Annotated in this window: 15 protein-coding genes; all 15 read right to left on the bottom strand. The window is 55.1% G+C overall.

Annotated features, from left to right (window positions below; translation table 11 throughout):
• Positions 1-342: 342 nt before the first annotated feature.
• The 15 genes from ACQ4N8_RS14705 to ACQ4N8_RS14635 all read right to left on the bottom strand — a co-directional run bounded on the left by ACQ4N8_RS14705 (position 343) and on the right by ACQ4N8_RS14635 (position 16,136).
• Positions 343-1,452 carry a peptidylprolyl isomerase gene (locus ACQ4N8_RS14705; RefSeq protein WP_430705127.1) on the bottom strand — a complete coding sequence of 370 codons (1,110 nt, stop codon included), beginning with the start codon at positions 1,450-1,452 and terminating at the stop codon, positions 343-345.
• Positions 1,439-4,963, bottom strand: a complete 3,525-nt coding sequence (gene mfd, locus ACQ4N8_RS14700; RefSeq protein ID WP_430705126.1) for a transcription-repair coupling factor — start codon at positions 4,961-4,963, stop codon at positions 1,439-1,441. Before mfd ends, ACQ4N8_RS14705 begins: the two co-directional genes overlap by 14 nt.
• A 153-nt stretch (positions 4,964-5,116) precedes the next feature.
• Positions 5,117-5,347: an anti-sigma-F factor Fin gene (locus ACQ4N8_RS14695; protein ID WP_430705125.1), complete on the bottom strand. Its 231-nt coding sequence runs from the start codon at positions 5,345-5,347 to the stop codon at positions 5,117-5,119.
• Positions 5,348-5,494: 147 nt separating this feature from the next.
• Entirely contained in the window at positions 5,495-6,055 is a 561-nt protein-coding gene (gene pth, locus ACQ4N8_RS14690) for an aminoacyl-tRNA hydrolase (RefSeq protein ID WP_430705124.1), read from the bottom strand.
• A gap of 449 nt (positions 6,056-6,504) precedes the next feature.
• Positions 6,505-7,458, bottom strand: a complete 954-nt coding sequence (locus ACQ4N8_RS14685; RefSeq protein WP_430705123.1) for a ribose-phosphate diphosphokinase — start codon at positions 7,456-7,458, stop codon at positions 6,505-6,507.
• 138 nt (positions 7,459-7,596) lie between these two features.
• Positions 7,597-8,997, bottom strand: coding sequence for a bifunctional UDP-N-acetylglucosamine diphosphorylase/glucosamine-1-phosphate N-acetyltransferase GlmU (gene glmU / locus ACQ4N8_RS14680; RefSeq protein WP_430705122.1), 1,401 nt, complete (start codon positions 8,995-8,997; stop codon positions 7,597-7,599).
• 153 nt (positions 8,998-9,150) lie between these two features.
• The gene (gene spoVG, locus ACQ4N8_RS14675; RefSeq protein ID WP_036618134.1) at positions 9,151-9,435 is read right to left on the bottom strand and encodes a septation regulator SpoVG; all 285 of its coding nucleotides are present in this window, start codon (positions 9,433-9,435) and stop codon (positions 9,151-9,153) included.
• Positions 9,436-9,612: 177 nt separating this feature from the next.
• Complete coding sequence (gene purR / locus ACQ4N8_RS14670; protein ID WP_430705121.1) at positions 9,613-10,449, bottom strand: pur operon repressor; 837 nt, start codon at positions 10,447-10,449, stop codon at positions 9,613-9,615.
• A gap of 124 nt (positions 10,450-10,573) precedes the next feature.
• Positions 10,574-11,428, bottom strand: coding sequence for a 4-(cytidine 5'-diphospho)-2-C-methyl-D-erythritol kinase (gene ispE, locus ACQ4N8_RS14665; RefSeq protein ID WP_430705120.1), 855 nt, complete (start codon positions 11,426-11,428; stop codon positions 10,574-10,576).
• A gap of 185 nt (positions 11,429-11,613) precedes the next feature.
• On the bottom strand, positions 11,614-11,793 hold the full coding sequence (locus tag ACQ4N8_RS14660; protein WP_430705119.1) for a small, acid-soluble spore protein, alpha/beta type: 180 nt from the start codon (positions 11,791-11,793) through the stop codon (positions 11,614-11,616).
• Positions 11,794-11,983: 190 nt separating this feature from the next.
• Positions 11,984-12,259: a biofilm formation stimulator Veg gene (gene veg, locus ACQ4N8_RS14655; protein WP_155608065.1), complete on the bottom strand. Its 276-nt coding sequence runs from the start codon at positions 12,257-12,259 to the stop codon at positions 11,984-11,986.
• 215 nt (positions 12,260-12,474) lie between these two features.
• A complete protein-coding gene (yabG, locus tag ACQ4N8_RS14650) occupies positions 12,475-13,371 on the bottom strand; it encodes a sporulation peptidase YabG (RefSeq protein WP_430705118.1) in 897 nt (298 codons plus the stop codon).
• A 44-nt stretch (positions 13,372-13,415) separates the two neighbouring features.
• Complete coding sequence (rsmA, locus tag ACQ4N8_RS14645; RefSeq protein WP_430705117.1) at positions 13,416-14,312, bottom strand: 16S rRNA (adenine(1518)-N(6)/adenine(1519)-N(6))-dimethyltransferase RsmA; 897 nt, start codon at positions 14,310-14,312, stop codon at positions 13,416-13,418.
• Positions 14,309-14,863, bottom strand: coding sequence for a ribonuclease M5 (gene rnmV / locus ACQ4N8_RS14640; protein WP_430705116.1), 555 nt, complete (start codon positions 14,861-14,863; stop codon positions 14,309-14,311). The genes rsmA and rnmV overlap by 4 nt, the downstream gene beginning before the upstream one ends.
• Positions 14,864-14,999: 136 nt before the next feature.
• Positions 15,000-16,136, bottom strand: coding sequence for a ubiquitin-like domain-containing protein (locus tag ACQ4N8_RS14635; RefSeq protein ID WP_430705115.1), 1,137 nt, complete (start codon positions 16,134-16,136; stop codon positions 15,000-15,002).
• Positions 16,137-16,168 lie beyond the last annotated feature (32 nt).

The raw sequence follows: 16,168 nt of genomic DNA, 5'->3' as shown, positions 1-16,168 counted from the left end.
TTGGATTTCCCTTGCGGTTTCACCTAACGGCTTCAACCGGAACAATGCCTACTTGCGTTGCTGACTGACCTGCAGACGGCTTTATGAACGACCTTTATACAAAATCTGCTGCACGCAGACGTATGCGTCATAAGCTTCGCCAAATACAGCGGACCGGAAATGGGTATGGATAGGGATGGCTTGTTCTGTGATTCTGACCATAGTATTCATCCCTGACGAACACCTTATTCATCATAATGAACCATGATTTTAAATCGCCGGCCGCGTATATAAAAAAAGAAAGCAACGCGGATAATCCTCCGCGTTGCCTTCATCCCAGCCCTTTCAGGGCAGTTCCCGATCTTATTTGCCGGCGTTTCCGGCATTGCCGGAGCCTTCGGTACCGGCATTCGCGCCTGCATCTGTACCGGCATTGGTCCCTGCATCCGTGCCGGCTCCGTTGCCGGTATTCGCCCCGTTTTCTGCGGCTGGGGTTTCCACCTTAGGCAGTTCGATCTTCTTGATAATGTTTTTCTCCAGGTCTCCGGCCATGAACTCGTCCAATTTGCCGGAGGCCAGCGTCGTTTTGATCATGTCTTTCTGTTCCTGCGTCAAATCCTCATACTTCTTCTCGGTACGGGCTTCCACGCGAATGATGTGGTACCCGTATTCCGTTTCGACCGGTTCGCCGATCTTGTTCAGCGGCTGAGTCAAGGCAGCCTGTTTGAATGCTTCCACCCACTGGCTAACTTCGGCATTCTCGTACAGGCCGCCGTTGTCAATATTCTGTTGTCCGTCATTGGAGTATTGTTTGACGAGCGTAGCGAAATCTTCGCCCTTGTCCAATTTCGCCTTAACCTCTTTGGCTAATTTGAGCGCAGCATCCTTGGTCCGCTCTTTGCCCTCTTTATCCGTCAGTCCGATCAGGATATGACGAACCGAAGCCGTCGTGTATTCCTGTTTCGTCGCTTCGAATTCCTTCTTCACTTCATCTTCGTTGATCAGTTGGAGTTGCCCTTCCATGACGGTGTAGATCCGCACCATATAAGCCTTGAAATCGGCCTCCGTGATTTTTTGCGCATCGAGCATTTGTTTGAAGCTATCTTCGCCGTACGATGTCTTCATCGCTTCAAACTGCTCGTCCGCCTTTTTCTTGCCGGCTTCCTTCGTTTTGTCGTCAGCCTTGGTCTCCAGGTATTCGTAAGCGATTTCTTGCTTGATCAAATAATCGCGAAAATCGTCCATTTGCATAAACTGTTCCATTTGCGGCTGAAGCGCCAAGACGATGCGCTGCTCGCGGTCGAATTCGTTCTCCGTAATTTCGCCGCCCTCGTAGGTGGCGATGACCTTACTGGTATCGTTGCCTCCGGAGCCCGCTTCCTTTTTCCCGCATCCCGCCATCACGGAGAAAGCCAGTACTGCCACGAGGGCAATCAGCAGCGTTCTCCAAGTGCGCCTTTTACTTTGAAACATTTTGTAGTTCCCCTTTCGCTTTGAACGCATCCTTCAGGGCATTCAGAAATTGTTCCAACAAGCCCATCAACTCTTTGTCGTCCATTCCCTTGGTTTTTATCCGGATGAGCATCACGGATCCTTGAGTAAATTGTACACGTCTTCCGAACAGATTTCCAACATCGGCAAGTTTGCTTGGCACGACGACCTTTTCCCGGCCTTCGTAGAACTTGATGGTGACTTCTTCGCCCCGCAACGAGATCGACTCGATGCCGTACTGTCTGCCGTACAGCTTGACCCGGGCTACGGAGAGCAAGTTCTGCACCGCTTCCGGCAGCTCGCCGAACCGGTCCAGCAGCTCGTCCTCAAGCTCGGCCACATCCTCGAACGAGGTTGCGGAAGCCGTCTTTTTGTAAATCTCGATCTTCTGAATACTATCATAAATATAATCCGACGGTAAATACGCATCGATGCCGAGATCGATGGACGTGCTCCAGCTGGCTTCCACGGGATCGGGCTCCCCGAGCATGGACACCTTGCGCTTCTGGATCTCCTCGGCCAGCATTTGCGAATACAGATCGAAGCCGACGGAAGCGATGAAACCGTGCTGCTCCGCGCCGAGCAAATTCCCTGCCCCGCGGATGGATAAGTCGCGCATGGCGATTTTGAAACCCGAGCCGAGCTCGGTAAATTCCTTGATCGACTGCAGCCGCTTCTCGGCCACTTCGGTCAGCGATTTGTCGCGCTGATAGGTGAAGTAAGCATAGGCGATCCGGTTGGAGCGGCCGACGCGGCCCCGCAGCTGATACAGCTGGGACAGGCCCATCTTGTCGGCATCGTGCACGATCAGCGTGTTGACGTTCGGAATGTCGACGCCGGTTTCGATGATGCTGGTGCTGACCAGCACGTCGTATTCCCCGTCGAGGAAGTCGAGAATCGTCTTCTCCAGCTCTTGCTCCGACATTTGGCCGTGCCCGATCCCGACCCGGGCGTCGGGCACGAGCATCGAGATTTGCGCCGCCATCTCCTGAATGCCCTGCACGCGGTTGTACAGATAATAAATTTGTCCGCCGCGCGCCATTTCGCGTTCGATCGCTTCCCGCACCAGCGCCTGGCTATGCTCGACGACATAGGTCTGCACCGGAAAACGGTTCTCCGGCGGCGTCTCGATGACCGACAAATCCCGCACGCCCAGCATCGACATGTGCAGCGTTCTCGGGATCGGGGTCGCCGTCAACGTCAGCACGTCCACGTTCGTTTTCAGCTTCTTCAGCTTCTCCTTATGCGTGACGCCGAACCGCTGTTCTTCGTCGACGATCAGGAGGCCCAAATCCTTGAACACCAAGTCCTGGGACAGGATCCGATGAGTCCCGATGACGATGTCGACCGTTCCCTGGCGTACCCCCTTGATGGTTTCGTTTTGCTCCTTGCGGCTGCGGAAGCGGCTAAGCGTCTGGATGTTGATCGGATAGCCGGCGAAGCGCTCGCGGAACGTCTCGTAATGCTGCTGCGCCAAAATCGTGGTCGGCACCAGCACCGCGACCTGTTTGCCTTCGATCGCCGCTTTGAACGCGGCCCGAATCGCCACCTCGGTTTTGCCGTATCCGACGTCGCCGCACAGCAGGCGGTCCATCGGGCGGCTTTTTTCCATATCCTTCTTGATCTCTTCGATTGCCCGCAGCTGATCCGGCGTCTCGTCGTAGGGGAACATCGCTTCGAATTCCTGCTGCTCCGGGGAGTCTTTCTCGAACCCAAAGCCCGGCGCCGCCTGCCGTTCGGCATACAGCTTGATCAAATCGTCGGCGATGTCCTGGACGGAAGAACGGACCTTGTTCTTCACCCGCGTCCACTCGTTGCCGCCCAGCTTATAAATCTTCGGCTCTTTATCCTCGGAACCGACGTATTTCTGGATCATGTCGATCTGTTCGATCGGCACCGACAGCTTGTCGCCGCCGGCGTAAAGGATATGCATGTAATCTTTGTGGATCCCGCCGACTTCCAGCGTGCCGATGCCCAAATATTTGCCGATGCCGTGATTTTGGTGAACGACGTAATCGCCGACCTTCAGTTCGGTATAGCTCTTGATCCGTTCGGCATTGTCCATGCTTTTGGCGACGCGACGCGCCTTGCGCTGCTTCTGGGAGAACATCTCCCCTTCGGTGATGACCACGAGATGAACGGAGGGCAGCTCGAAGCCGGACTGCAGGTTGCCTTTCAACAGTATCGGCTCGTCGATGCCGTAATCCTGCAGCACGCGCCGCATCCGCTCCATCCGCTCGTCGCCGCTGGCCAGCATCATGACATGGGCGCCGCTCTTTTTCCAGCGTTCCATTTCCGCCTTCAGCACATTCATTTGACCATGGAAATCCTGCATGGCCCGGCTGACGAAATTGACGATGTTTTGCGGTTGGGAATGCGGCACCTGGCGCAGGAACAACGACATGAACAAGGTCTGGAACGGCCGGTGGTACAGCACATGGTCCACGTCGACCGCCAGCGGCAGCTCAGGCAAGCTTTTGCCGTTCTGGAACAAATGCAGGTTCCATTCCGCCTCGTCCCGCTCCAGCTGCTTGGCCGTTTCCAGGAGTCGCGCCGGTTCGTCCAGAATGAGCAGCGTATCCTTCGGCATATAGTCGTATAGCGTTTTTCTCTCAGGATAGATCAAAGAAACATATTTATAGATTTCCGGAAAATAGACATGTTCGCGGAGCAGCTCCATTTCCTTGAACAGCTCTTCGCGCAGCCTGTTCTTGGCCTGGCGGTCGGTCATTTTGTCCAGTTGGATCTCCAGCCGTTCGGAAACGGCCTGCGCCGCCTGCTCGAGCCGTCCTGCCGTGGCGATCAATTCTTTGCAAGGCGGAATGAACACGTCTTTGATCTGATCCACCGAACGCTGGTCGGCCGGGTCAAAGGTCCGAATCGAGTCGACTTCGTCGTCGAACAATTCCACGCGGTAAGCCATGGACGAGGTCAACGGATAGAAATCGATGATCCCGCCGCGCAGGCTCATTTCCCCGCGGGATTCGACCCGTTCGACCCGTTCGTAGCCAAGCTCGACCATTTGGGTCAGGAAGTCGTCCAGTTGCAGCGTTCCTCCCAAGGTAATCGTCAATCCGGCGCCGGCCATTGCCTCCGGCGTCGGAATATAGCGGCGGATACCGGAATAAGGCACCACCACGATGCCCCGGAATCCCCGGGAGCATTTCAGCAATACCTCGATCCGCTGCGCCAGCGTCTCCGGACTGGACACGGCCGATTCGGCGGCGACCAGCTCATTGGCCGGATACAACAATACGTTATCCGGTGTTAGCGCTTCCTGCAAATCTTCGTATATTTTCTGGGCGGCAAACATGTTATGGGTTACGACGAGAAGCGGCCGGTCCGTCTCCTGCCTGAGCGCGGCCAGCATCACTTGTCTCGAGGATCCCGATAAGCCCGAGATCAACTGCTCCTTCATGCCTGAGCCTACGCCGGCGACCAAGGAAGCAAAGTCGGTATCCCTTGAAAAAGCTTGAATAAGTGCTTGTAGCAAATGAGGCACCTCTCTTACTGCTTATTGAATCCCTATTTAAACGAAAAGGGTAAGTCCTCCTTACCCGAACCAAAAAGGAGCCTCAGCATACGTGCCAAGGCTCTATTACCCGTAAACCGGTGAATTTGTCCATCGTAGTTCGGCTGCAATCGCTCATTGCAGAGGATTGGCAAGCAACATCAGCTCCGGGTTATGGTCAAGCGCCTCCCTGCAGTAATCGCAGGTCACCCGGACCGTCATTTCGCCATGCGAATCATACGCTATTATATCTCTCCGCTCATCGGGGGTCAAGGAATGGAAGCCCAGTTGCGTTTCCGTCACCTGAGGCGCTTCTATTCTACCAATCACCGTCCGGCAGTGCCGGCAGACGTAGTTTATAGCCATCTATATGCCTCCTGAAGATTCATTATGTCTTCAGTATGCCCCGTACCGACGGCTTTTAGCCCAGCGCCTTCTCATAGAAACTTCCTGTCAACGGCATTCTATGCCGGAACGGAAAGATGGTGCGCCTTCACGATAAGTTCCGCGAGGTCACCCGTTATACTTGGCCATCGTCTGTTCGAACGTATGGTCAAGGCTGAATTCCAACGCGTCGCAGGCCGCTTCGATCGACTGGTCCAGCAGCGGCTTGTCTTTTTTGGCAAAACCCGACAGCACGTAATCGACTACCGCATACCCCGGCTCTGGGCGCGAGATGCCCATACGGATTCGGTTAAACGTCTGCGTGCCGGTATGCTGGATGATCGACTTGATCCCGTTGTGGCCGCCGGCGCTGCCCTGATAGCGCAACCGATTGCGTCCGAGCTCCGTGTCGAGGTCGTCGTACACCACGATCATGTCGTCGAGCGACGCCTTGTAATAATCCATGTAGGCGCGTACCGCTTCGCCGGACAGGTTCATGTAAGTCATCGGCTTGATCAGTACGACTTTGCCGCCCGGCAGCATGCCTTCGCCGATCAACGCCTTGCATTTGCTCTGCTTGACCTCGATGCCATGCCGGCGCGCCAGCTCATCCACGGCCATAAAGCCGATATTATGCCGTGTCTTCTCATATTGGGACCCCGGATTCCCGAGTCCTACGATCCACTTCATCGGTCATGTACCTCCAAAATAATGTTACTATAGCGCTTCAGCAACTAAGTGGAAAAAGTCCAGCTAATGCAGCTCATTGGGGACGAATCGAGAGTGGATTCCACGATCCCATCGTCCCTTCCTGCCCTCCCCCTACTGCCACATAGGGGTGCAGCCGCCCCAAGGGAGTGGCGACCCCCGCCTTCGGAGCATGGCGATCCCCCTATAAGGTGAAAATTTTGCGGAGCGGGCTGTTTGAATCTGAAGGAGCGGAGCGTTCGCTTTGTGATCGGATTTCTACCACTCTTGAATTTACCTAATCCAGAAATCCGAGAACAACAGCGACCGTAAGATCAAACAAGCTTGCGCAGCTCCATTTTTCACCAATAACTCAGCGGAGTCGCAAATACGCCGATAGGGGTTACATCCCCGATCGGGAGGATGCAACCCCTTGTGCGGCAGTAACCATTTTATTCGATCTCGAACAGCTTGCTGATCGACAGTTCCTCATGGACGCGAATGATCGCTTCGCCCATCAGCGGAGCCACGGACAGCACCTTCAGCTTGCTCGTCGGGTTCGGGTGCAGGATCGGAATCGTGTCGGTCACGATGACTTCCTTGAGCGGAGAGTTCTCCAGGCGTTCCATGGCCGGACCGGACAGCACGGGATGCGTACAGCAGGCGTAAACCTCCTCGACCCCGCCCTCCTTCAACGCGTTGGCGCCCAGGACAATCGTACCGGCGGTATCGATGATGTCATCCACGAGAATTGCGGTCTTGCCTTCGATATTCCCGATGATGTTCATGACCTCGCTAACGTTCGGCTCCGGACGGCGCTTATCGATAATGGCCAGCGGCGCATTAAGGAAATCGGCCAGCTTGCGGGCGCGAACCACCCCGCCGTGGTCAGGCGAAACCACGACCGGATTTTGGATATGCTTGGACCGGAAATACTGGGCCAGGATCGGCACCCCGAGCATATGGTCCACGGGAATATCGAAAAAGCCCTGGATTTGCATCGCATGCAGGTCCATCGTAATGACCCGGTGGGCTCCGGCTTTCTCAATCAGATTGGCGACCAACTTGGCCGTGATCGGATCGCGGGAACGGGCCTTCCGGTCTTGGCGGGCGTAACCGTAGTACGGGACAACCACATTGATGCTTTTGGCCGAAGCTCTTTTTAAAGCATCCACCATCACGAGGAGCTCCATCAGATTGTCGTTCACGGGCGCGCAAGTCGATTGAACCACGTACACATGGCAGCCTCGAACGCTCTCGGACAGCTTGACCTGAATTTCGCCGTCGCTAAAGCTCGTCGTCTCCGAATCGCCCATCGGAATCCCGATATAATCGGCGATTTGATGAGCCAGCTTGGGATTGGAGTTACAGGTGAATATCTTCAATTTAGAATCGCAATAAGTCATAAAATTAAAACCCTCCGTGCTGTGTAGATAGCGAAAGGGATCGTCCATAGAACCCGCCTTCGAGCTACCCCGTCTATTCAAAATGGTCACTGCATCCTGATTCCGACAATGGTTACTATCATCCTATGATGGACTGGTTTAAGATTTCTGCTGTCTTTCCTTTTTGGCTTTTGCCCGGGCGCGGATTTTCTCGGCATAACCGGATTTGTTCTCCTGCCGGGTTCTGGCAATGGCCAAGTCATTCTCGGGAACCGAATGCGTGATGGTCGAGCCGGCAACCACGTAAGCGCCTTTGCCTACCTTGACCGGTGCGATCAAATTGACATTGCTGCCAACGAAAGCATCGTCCTCGATTTCCGTAATAAACTTATTATAACCATCGTAGTTGACCGTAATCGCGCCGCAGCCGATATTGACGTTTTTGCCGACTTTGGCATCGCCGACGTAACTCAGATGCGATACTTTGGCACCGTCATCCAGCGTGGCGTTTTTGATCTCGACGAAATCGCCGACTTTGACGTTGGCTCCGAGTTTGGCCCCCGGACGCAAATAAGCGAAAGGCCCCACCGTCGTTTCCCGGCCGACTTCCGCCTGGCTGAGAACCGATTGCTTCACCTTCGCGCCGTCATAAATCACGCTATCCTCGATTTGAGCATTCGGCCCGATCACGCAATCTTCGCCGATCGTTGTCTTCCCGGAGAGAACGGTTCCCGGATGAAGCACCGTATCGGCACCAATGGTGACCTCCGCCCCAATATAGGTCGACGTTGGATCGATCACCGTGACGCCGTTCAGCATGTGCCTGCGGACGATTCGCTCTCGCATCGTCGCTTCGGCTTCCGATAACGCAACGCGGTCATTGACGCCGATCGATTCCCTCACGTCGGGTACCGCGTAGCCTTCGACAATTTCGTTCGCCTGCACCAAAATGCCGATCACATCGGTCAAGTAATACTCCTGCTGAGCGTTGTGGTTGGTTACCTTCTCCAACGCGGCGAATAATTTTGCATTATCAAAGCAATAGGTGCCTGTATTAATTTCTGGCACGGTAGCTTCCTCCGGCGAACAGTCCTTCTGCTCGACGATCCGCTGAACCGTACCGTTCTCTCCGCGGATTACCCGGCCGTATCCGAACGGCTGGTCCATCTTGGCGGTAAGCACGGTTGCCGCCGCACCCTTGCGGGAATGAAGATCGATCAGCGCTTCAAGCGTTTCCGCAGTTACCAAAGGGGTGTCGCCGCAGATGACCACGGTCGTCCCTTCTTCTCCCGCGAGCAATGGCCCGGCTTGCTTTACGGCATGCCCGGTCCCCAGCTGCTGTTCCTGCAGTACGTACTCCGCCGATGAACCCAGATAGGATTTCACGGCCTCGGCGCCGTGGCCAACGACCACGATGCTGCGCTCGCAACCGGCATCTTGAACTGCGTTCAAGACATGCCCGACCATCGGTTTGCCGCATACGGGATGGAGCACTTTATAAAGCTTGGACTTCATGCGCTTCCCCTGTCCTGCGGCAAGAACAATCGCTAATCTTTTCAAGGTCCCGGCCTCCTTCTCTAAGAGGTATCTTATACTCTGTCTTAAACTCATTACTGAATATATCTCATTTAGGGCAAAAAGAAAAGGGAGCCATGCACACAGCATGACTCCCTTTTCCTCAAACCCCAATTGATCAAGAATTAAATATGCGACTTACGCCCCTTCTTCAATCGCTTCCTCTTGGTCGGCGGCACGTTCGTATTCAGCCAATACCGCAGCTTGAATCTTCTCGCGGGTGCCGGAGGAAATCGGATGTGCGATATCCCGGAACTCCCCGTCCGGTGTGCGCTTGCTAGGCATAGCTACAAACATCCCATTGTTGCCGTCGATTACGCGAATGTCATGAACAACAAATTCGTTATCGATGGTAATGGATGCGATCGCCTTCATTCTGCCCTCAGAGCTGACTCGGCGGAGTCTTACATCCGTAATTTGCATATGTGTTCACCACCTTTTTCCATCAGAGACTTGGTGTAATATTCCACATAGCGAACGGAAATCCTTTTTTTTGGAACAATAAAATGGCCTAAATTCACGATTTTTTTTGATATGGCGGGCTTTTCGACAGGTTTCGTCGGAAACCCTTACAATCTGAGGAAAGCGTCGACACGGTTCTTATTGTCCAAATTTTGAAAAATAGTTCCCCGGCTCCACGGAAATTTCTTTGCCTTTGGCGTCAACCGCCCGAAGCGTCGCAAGCGACACGTAATCATGCAGCAACCGTTGTTCCGAAGCGATCTCGCCCGATTCGACCAATACCCCGACTCCGGCGACCTCCGCGTTAAATTCGGCCAGCAGGTCGACCATGCCTTGAATCGTGCCCCCGGCTTTCATGAAATCGTCGACGATCAGCACGCGCGAGTGATCTTTGAGCGCCCGCCGGGACAACGTCATCGTATGCAGGCTTTTGTGGGAGCCGGACACGTAATTGATGCTTACGGCCGATCCCTCCGTCACCTGATGGTCCCGTCGCACCAGGACGACCGGCAGGTTCAGCTCGGCTCCGGTCGCGTACGCCAACGGTATCCCCTTCGTCTCCACGGTCATGATGCAATCGATCTCGAGATCGCCGAAGGCGGTAGCGAACAGCTTCCCGGCCTCGTTCATCAGCGCCGGCTGTCCGAGCAGGTCCGACATATACAAATATCCGCCCGGCAATATGCGATCCGGCTGCGCCAGCTTGCCGCACAGTTGCCGGATGAACGCCAGCGCCTGCTCCCGGCCGACCCGCGGAATGTATTTGACGCCCCCGGCGGCCCCGGCCAGCGTTAGCAATTCCCCCATACCCTCATCTTCGAACACTTCTTTAATGATTCCGAGATCCTCGCTGATCGAGGACTTCGCCGCTCCATACCGCTGTGCAAAGTTGGTCAAAGGAATCAAATGATGCGGACGGGATAACAGATAATGGGTCATCTCCACCAATCGCGCGCTTCTCTTTAATTTTTTCACGAAGTACCCCTCGCTAAATCCGAATATTTTAATGAAACTATAACATTTTTGTACGGATTTGTCCAAGCCTTGGAAAAAAGCGAATTCACGCCGGGGCAGGACTTCGTGCTTTGGATTCCGAGCTTCAGGTCAACAAGCGCACGGCATAAACCTCTTTGCAAAACCCCCGCAATCCGTTGTAGATCCGCGGAACCTTCGATTCTTTGGAAACGAGGCCAAAGACGGTCGGCCCGCTGCCGGACATCAACACGCCATCGGCGCCGAGGCGCAGCATCGTCTCTTTCAGATGCGCCACCTCTGGGTGGATTTGCAGCGTTACGCGCTCCAGCACGTTGCCCAGCTCCTGGCACACCTCCGGGAAAGAACGGTGCTCCAGCGCCGCACGCATCCGTTCCGCCGAAGGATGATCCGTGATTTGTTCGCTGCGCAGCCGTCCGTATACCTCCGCGGTCGACACGTTGATCGGCAGCTTCGCCAGCACGACCCAGCACTGCGGCGGATTCGGCAGCGGCGTCAGCACCTCGCCCCGGCCCGTGGCCAGGGCCGTACCGCCCGTGACGCAGAACGGAACGTCCGAGCCGAGCTCCGAGCCCAGCTCCCCCAGCTCCTTATCGGAGATGCCGAGCTCCCATAGCCGGTTTAACCCCCGCAGCGTCGCTGCTGCGTCGCTGCTGCCGCCGGCCAACCCTGCCGCCACCGGAATCTTCTTGTCGAGGTGAATGTACACCCCGCTGCGTACGTTATATCGTTCCTTGATCAGCTTTGCCGCTTGAAACGCCAGGTTCTTCTCGTCCAGCGGAATATATCCGGCCTGGCTCGAAATAATAATCGTATCCCGCGGGAGGGCGCTCATTTCCAGCCGGTCGGCGAGATCAACCATCGTCATGATCATCTCGACTTCATGGTATCCATCCGGACGCTTATGCAGAACATCGAGCATTAAGTTGATTTTAGCCGGTGCTTTTTCGTAAATTTTCATGGCGCTCCCCCACCCTTAGCAATTCCGTGAGAATCCTCGTTCATCCGGTCTTCTTGCACGTTACTTTATTTTAAAAAATAGTTGGCCCCGCGTCTATGTACGAAAGACAAATTTTTCTCACTCTATCTTACTTCATCCGGCAAAAAAAACGAAGCTCCCCAAAGGGAAGCTTCGCTTGTTCGTATTTACTGCTGCTTGGCTGCGGCCTTCTCGGCGAGCTCGATGGCGCGCTTCACCATATTCCCCGCATCTTTGGCCCTGATCCCTCCCCAGCCTTCTTGCTGGACGGTATCGTAAAATCCCAGATCCTTCGCAAGCTCGACCTTCAGGTCCTCCGACATAACGCTACGTCTTCTGCGCGACATGGCCAGTCCTCCTTTGGGGTCATGGATATAGGGAACATGGATAGTATACGCCGGTTCCCCCCGTTCATACTGGGAAACCTGTCCACTCGTTGCGCACATGCATTCGGCAATGCCGAGCGGTTGCCTCCGGCAGCATTAAAAAACGGCTTCGCCCTTAAGCGAAAGCCGTTTACTAATTTTAACTTGATGCTCACGGTTTAATATACGAAATCCGCATCTCATCGTTGTCGTCGCAAATCATGACCTCAACGGATTCGGTTAGTATATCGGCATAACTGTAAGACACACGCTTAAAGGTCTGTTGTTCTTGATCCAGCTTCACAATGAAGACAGAAGGATAGGTCTCCTCCAATACTCCGGTGCGTTCGACGGTCTTCCGGCGACCTCCGTTTGCCCGCAGCATAATTTTCTGTCCAACGTGAGCGTCGAGACTATGCTTGATTTCCGACAGCGCATTTTTAGCCATTGCCTGTGACCACCTTCTTTCTTTGTCCATTATACAGGAAAGTCACACGCTTGTCAAATCAAAACAAATAATTATATCAGCAGGTAAAAAGCTATGTCAACGATTATTTTTCGACAATTTCCTGTGCGGCCTGAGATCCGCCAAAAAACAAACACCCGGAAGGTCCTGGGCCTGTCGGCTCACGTCCTTCCGGGTTGGACAAATCCAATATTGGTTTACATCGAAGGGACAACCTTCAGCGTCGTCAAGTCCCTGAGCTTCGGCAGTCCGATCCGGTAGCTGCCCCGTGTCTCAATCCCGCCGACGCCCTGAGCGCCGCTAATTGTATGATTAAGCACATCCGTGATCTGGATCGTTTCGCGGATCGAGGTTAACGACGCTTTGGCGGCGATGTAAACCGGATCCAGCGCGTGGATCAGCACTCGTCCGGGGGAGCTGGCAAAATTGGCTCCCGCCTGCAGCAATGCCTCGAAATGAGACTGGCAGGCGCCGGCCACGATCGTCAGCGTATCGAAATTCCTTTCGTATTGCCGGGCCGTCTGAATAGCCTCGACGAAGTGCTTCGAATTCTTGTAGCTGGTCAAATTGTACAGGTCTCCCGAGGGCCGTTGCTTGAGTACTCCGTCATGGCCGGTCAGCACCACGATATCCGGCTTCACCGTCGGCAGCAAACGATATAGCGCCCGGGCCATCTGCGCCTCCGTCACGAAATAGCCTTGGGCCGGGACGCGCAGCTTCTCGTATAAACTTAAGCTTTTTTGCAAATATCTTTCGTCGCCGTCCAGATGCAGGACCTTGCCCGGAACTTCAAAATAGGCCGATTCCCCCTGTACGTACAGTTCCCGGCCGATCGACATCTGGTTGCGTTCCGCCAGTTCTTTGCGGTCCTGCGTTAGCCTTTTTATCGATTCCGTGGCTTTAATGCGGACACGTTGCGTTTTTTCCCCTGGGGAAGCCGGGTCTACCCTGACCAGATCGGTTAAGGGCGCATCCGCCAGCAGCCGGTATTCCGTTCCTTTGATGATAGCTTCGCTCCGCTCAATCCGTTCGATCCGGAACGTGACGTCTCCACCGTAAGATTTGCGGACGACCAAGTCTCCCAAATTCGTCAAGTCAATCACCTCTACCCCATCGTATGGGCGAAGGGAGGTATTGGTTACAGGTGCGGCTCCTTCATCCCCGCCTCCAGCAGCGTATCGCTAAGCTTGGCGAACTCCTCAAGGCTCAACGTTTCGGCCCGCCTGGACGGCAAAATACCGGCCTGCTCCAGCAGCTGTTCCAGGCGCTCGCGCCCTTCCTTCGGGAAGAAGCGGCTTTTGAGATTATTGGATATCGTCTTCCGTCTTTGGGCAAAAGAGGCCTGTACCACCTCGAAGAAAAACGCCTCGTCCGCCACGGCCACCGCCGGCGTCTCCCGCACCGACAGCCGGATCACCGCCGATTCCACGTTAGGCTGGGGGATAAAGACGCTATGCGGCACCGTACAGATCAGCTCCGGCACGCTGTAATACTGCACGGCGATGCTGAGGCTGCCGTACTCTTTGCCGCCGGGCGAAGCGGCCATGCGCTCGGCGACTTCCTTCTGAATCATGACGACGATATGCTCGAGCGGCAGCTTCTCCTCCAGCAGCTTCATCAAGATCGGCGTCGTCACGTAGTACGGCAGGTTAGCGACGACGCTAACGCCGCTGACGCCGCTGAATTCGGCGGCAAACAACGCCTGCAGATCGAGCTTCAGCACGTCCCCGTGAACAACGTGAACGTGCGGGTAAGGCTCCAGCACCTCCTGCAGGATCGGCAGCAGGCGTTGGTCGATTTCAACGGCGGCCACTTTGCCCGCCTCCTTGGCGAGCTTCTCCGTCAACGCGCCGATGCCCGGTCCGATCTCCAGCGCCCCTTTGGTCTCGTCCAAACCGGCCGCCGCGACGATCTTGCCGAGAATGTTCTGGTCGATCAGAAAATTCTGCCCCAAACTTTTTTTAAACGAAAAACCGTGCCGCTGGATGATCTCCTTCGTCCGGCGCGGCGTCGATATATCTTCCCTCATGCTCATGGCCCGTTAACTCCTTTGTCCTCTAACTCGGCAAGCGCGGTGGCGAATTCCTCGCGGCTGATGCGGAACACCGTCAACCGCTTGTACAGTTGCTTGCCGTTGCAATACCCGATCCCCAGCCGTTCGCCTAACGCTTTCCGGCGCGCGGCAGCTTCAGGGTGCACGATTAGCCCCGCTGTGATCAAGTCTTCCCAATCGATCTGCCCCTCTACTCCCGGCACTTCGCTGCGCACGCGCGACAGGGCTTCGCGAATCGCGTCCGGAGAAGCGTTCTCCACGCCGATGTCGCCCCGTTTCGTGGCGTCGGCCTCGCGCAGGAACGCGTGCTTGCAGCCCGGTACCCGCGCCGCGACGATTTTGCGAATCCGCTCCCCGGCATGGTCGGGGTCGGTAAATATAATGACGCCTCGGCGCTCCTGGGCCAAAGCGATCTTCTTCAGCGTGGACTCATTGATGGCCGAACCGCCCGTCTCGATCGTATCCGCTTCGACGGCCCGTTTGATGGCGACGGTGTCATCCCGGCCCTCCACCACAATGACCTCTTTGATCATGGATCTGTTCTTCCCTTCCGCTCTCGCCTTGGATTCAAAACAAAAAGAAGAGGATATCATCCTCTTCTAATCCAAGTCTTGTCTTTACATCATCCTAATAGTATCTTATTCCCCCTGCATTGTAAAACAGGGAAAGCTAGTTCAGTTCCGGCTTCGTCGGGCCGATGACATAGACGGTACGGCCTTTCTTGCGGCCAAAATTCTTGGCTGCCTTCAGGGTATCGTAATACACGTCCATCTTGTTTCCTTCGATCGCCCCGCCGGTATCCTCCGCCTTGCGGAAGCCGATCCCCTCGATATAAACCCACCAGCCGAGCGGAACGACGTCTTTGTCGACGGCGATCGTTCTGCCCTCCGTCACTCGGGTGCCGGAGGCCGTACGGGTGCCGATGCCGTCTTCTTCCGAAGAATAGGCGGTTAATGTGACGTCTTTAAGTACTTTTTTATATTTGAAAGAGACGCCGCCTTTGGTTGTCAGCCCGCTGATGTTGACCGTATTCGAGCTACGGCTGATGCTGGCGGACAGAACGGCTGTCGGCTGCTTCGTGCCGACGGCAACGACTTTCGGCTGGGCCTTCTTGGAGACCTCCTTGCCAAGCCACCGCTTCGCCACGAACTTTCCGTCCTCGTATGTTTTCTCAATGTTGTGGGTGACCAAACCTTCACTGCCTTGTTGAACAACCTTTGTTTTGCCTTTCAGCAAACTGTCGTCCGAGGTCTTGACGACGGTGAAAGGCACGGCTTCCTGCGATTGCACCTTTTGCTTGCTGACCCGCACGATCTTGATGTCCAGTCCCGAGGCCACCTTGCTGTTAAGCGCCGGCGTGACTTTGTCGTCCTGGTCCACCGTGACGCCAAGCTCGGAAATGGCGCCTTCGACGTTGTCTTTCGTCGTGAAGTGGGTCTTGACAACCCCATCTACGCTCACCTTTACCGGCACCGCGCGTACAATGACAATGCGGTCTCCGTCTTTGAGCTGTCCGTCCAGCGGACTCGATACGGAATCCTTCGGATGCAGCTCGATCGACTGCGCATCCAGCAGATTCGCGACGCTGGATTCTTGCGTCTCCACCGATTGGACATTTCCGTCGACAACCAGGGACACTTGTTTATTTTCCTGACCGAAGAGCCAGATTAGGATGATGATGATTCCCGCGATGGCCAGAACGCCGACGAGCGTAATCTGACGAAAATTCTCATGCTTCCATCGCATTGCGTAAGACATGCTGGATGAGCGTGATTCATGGGTCTCCTCTTTGCGGAAAATGCCCATTTCTTCCGTCCTCCTTCATAGTCCCGCCGTCT

It is taken from the genome of Paenibacillus macerans, assembly GCF_050565405.1.
Classification (GTDB): domain Bacteria; phylum Bacillota; class Bacilli; order Paenibacillales; family Paenibacillaceae; genus Fontibacillus; species Fontibacillus macerans_B.
Note: the sequence above shows the minus strand (reverse complement) of the source record. Positions and strands in the feature narration are given on the sequence as shown.

Excerpts from the sequence above, each read along its gene's own strand:
- ACQ4N8_RS14685 (WP_430705123.1), bottom strand. The coding sequence starts at position 7,458 with ATGACTTATTGCGATTCTAAATTGAAGATATTCACCTGTAACTCCAAT.
- spoVG (WP_036618134.1), bottom strand. The coding sequence starts at position 9,435 with ATGCAAATTACGGATGTAAGACTCCGCCGAGTCAGCTCTGAGGGCAGA.
- ispE (WP_430705120.1), bottom strand. The coding sequence starts at position 11,428 with ATGAAAATTTACGAAAAAGCACCGGCTAAAATCAACTTAATGCTCGAT.
- ACQ4N8_RS14695 (WP_430705125.1), bottom strand. The coding sequence starts at position 5,347 with ATGGCTATAAACTACGTCTGCCGGCACTGCCGGACGGTGATTGGTAGA.
- veg (WP_155608065.1), bottom strand. The coding sequence starts at position 12,259 with ATGGCTAAAAATGCGCTGTCGGAAATCAAGCATAGTCTCGACGCTCAC.
- ACQ4N8_RS14635 (WP_430705115.1), bottom strand. The coding sequence starts at position 16,136 with ATGGGCATTTTCCGCAAAGAGGAGACCCATGAATCACGCTCATCCAGC.
- ACQ4N8_RS14660 (WP_430705119.1), bottom strand. The coding sequence starts at position 11,793 with ATGTCGCGCAGAAGACGTAGCGTTATGTCGGAGGACCTGAAGGTCGAG.
- rsmA (WP_430705117.1), bottom strand. The coding sequence starts at position 14,312 with ATGAGCATGAGGGAAGATATATCGACGCCGCGCCGGACGAAGGAGATC.
- ACQ4N8_RS14705 (WP_430705127.1), bottom strand. The coding sequence starts at position 1,452 with ATGTTTCAAAGTAAAAGGCGCACTTGGAGAACGCTGCTGATTGCCCTC.
- pth (WP_430705124.1), bottom strand. The coding sequence starts at position 6,055 with ATGAAGTGGATCGTAGGACTCGGGAATCCGGGGTCCCAATATGAGAAG.
- rnmV (WP_430705116.1), bottom strand. The coding sequence starts at position 14,863 with ATGATCAAAGAGGTCATTGTGGTGGAGGGCCGGGATGACACCGTCGCC.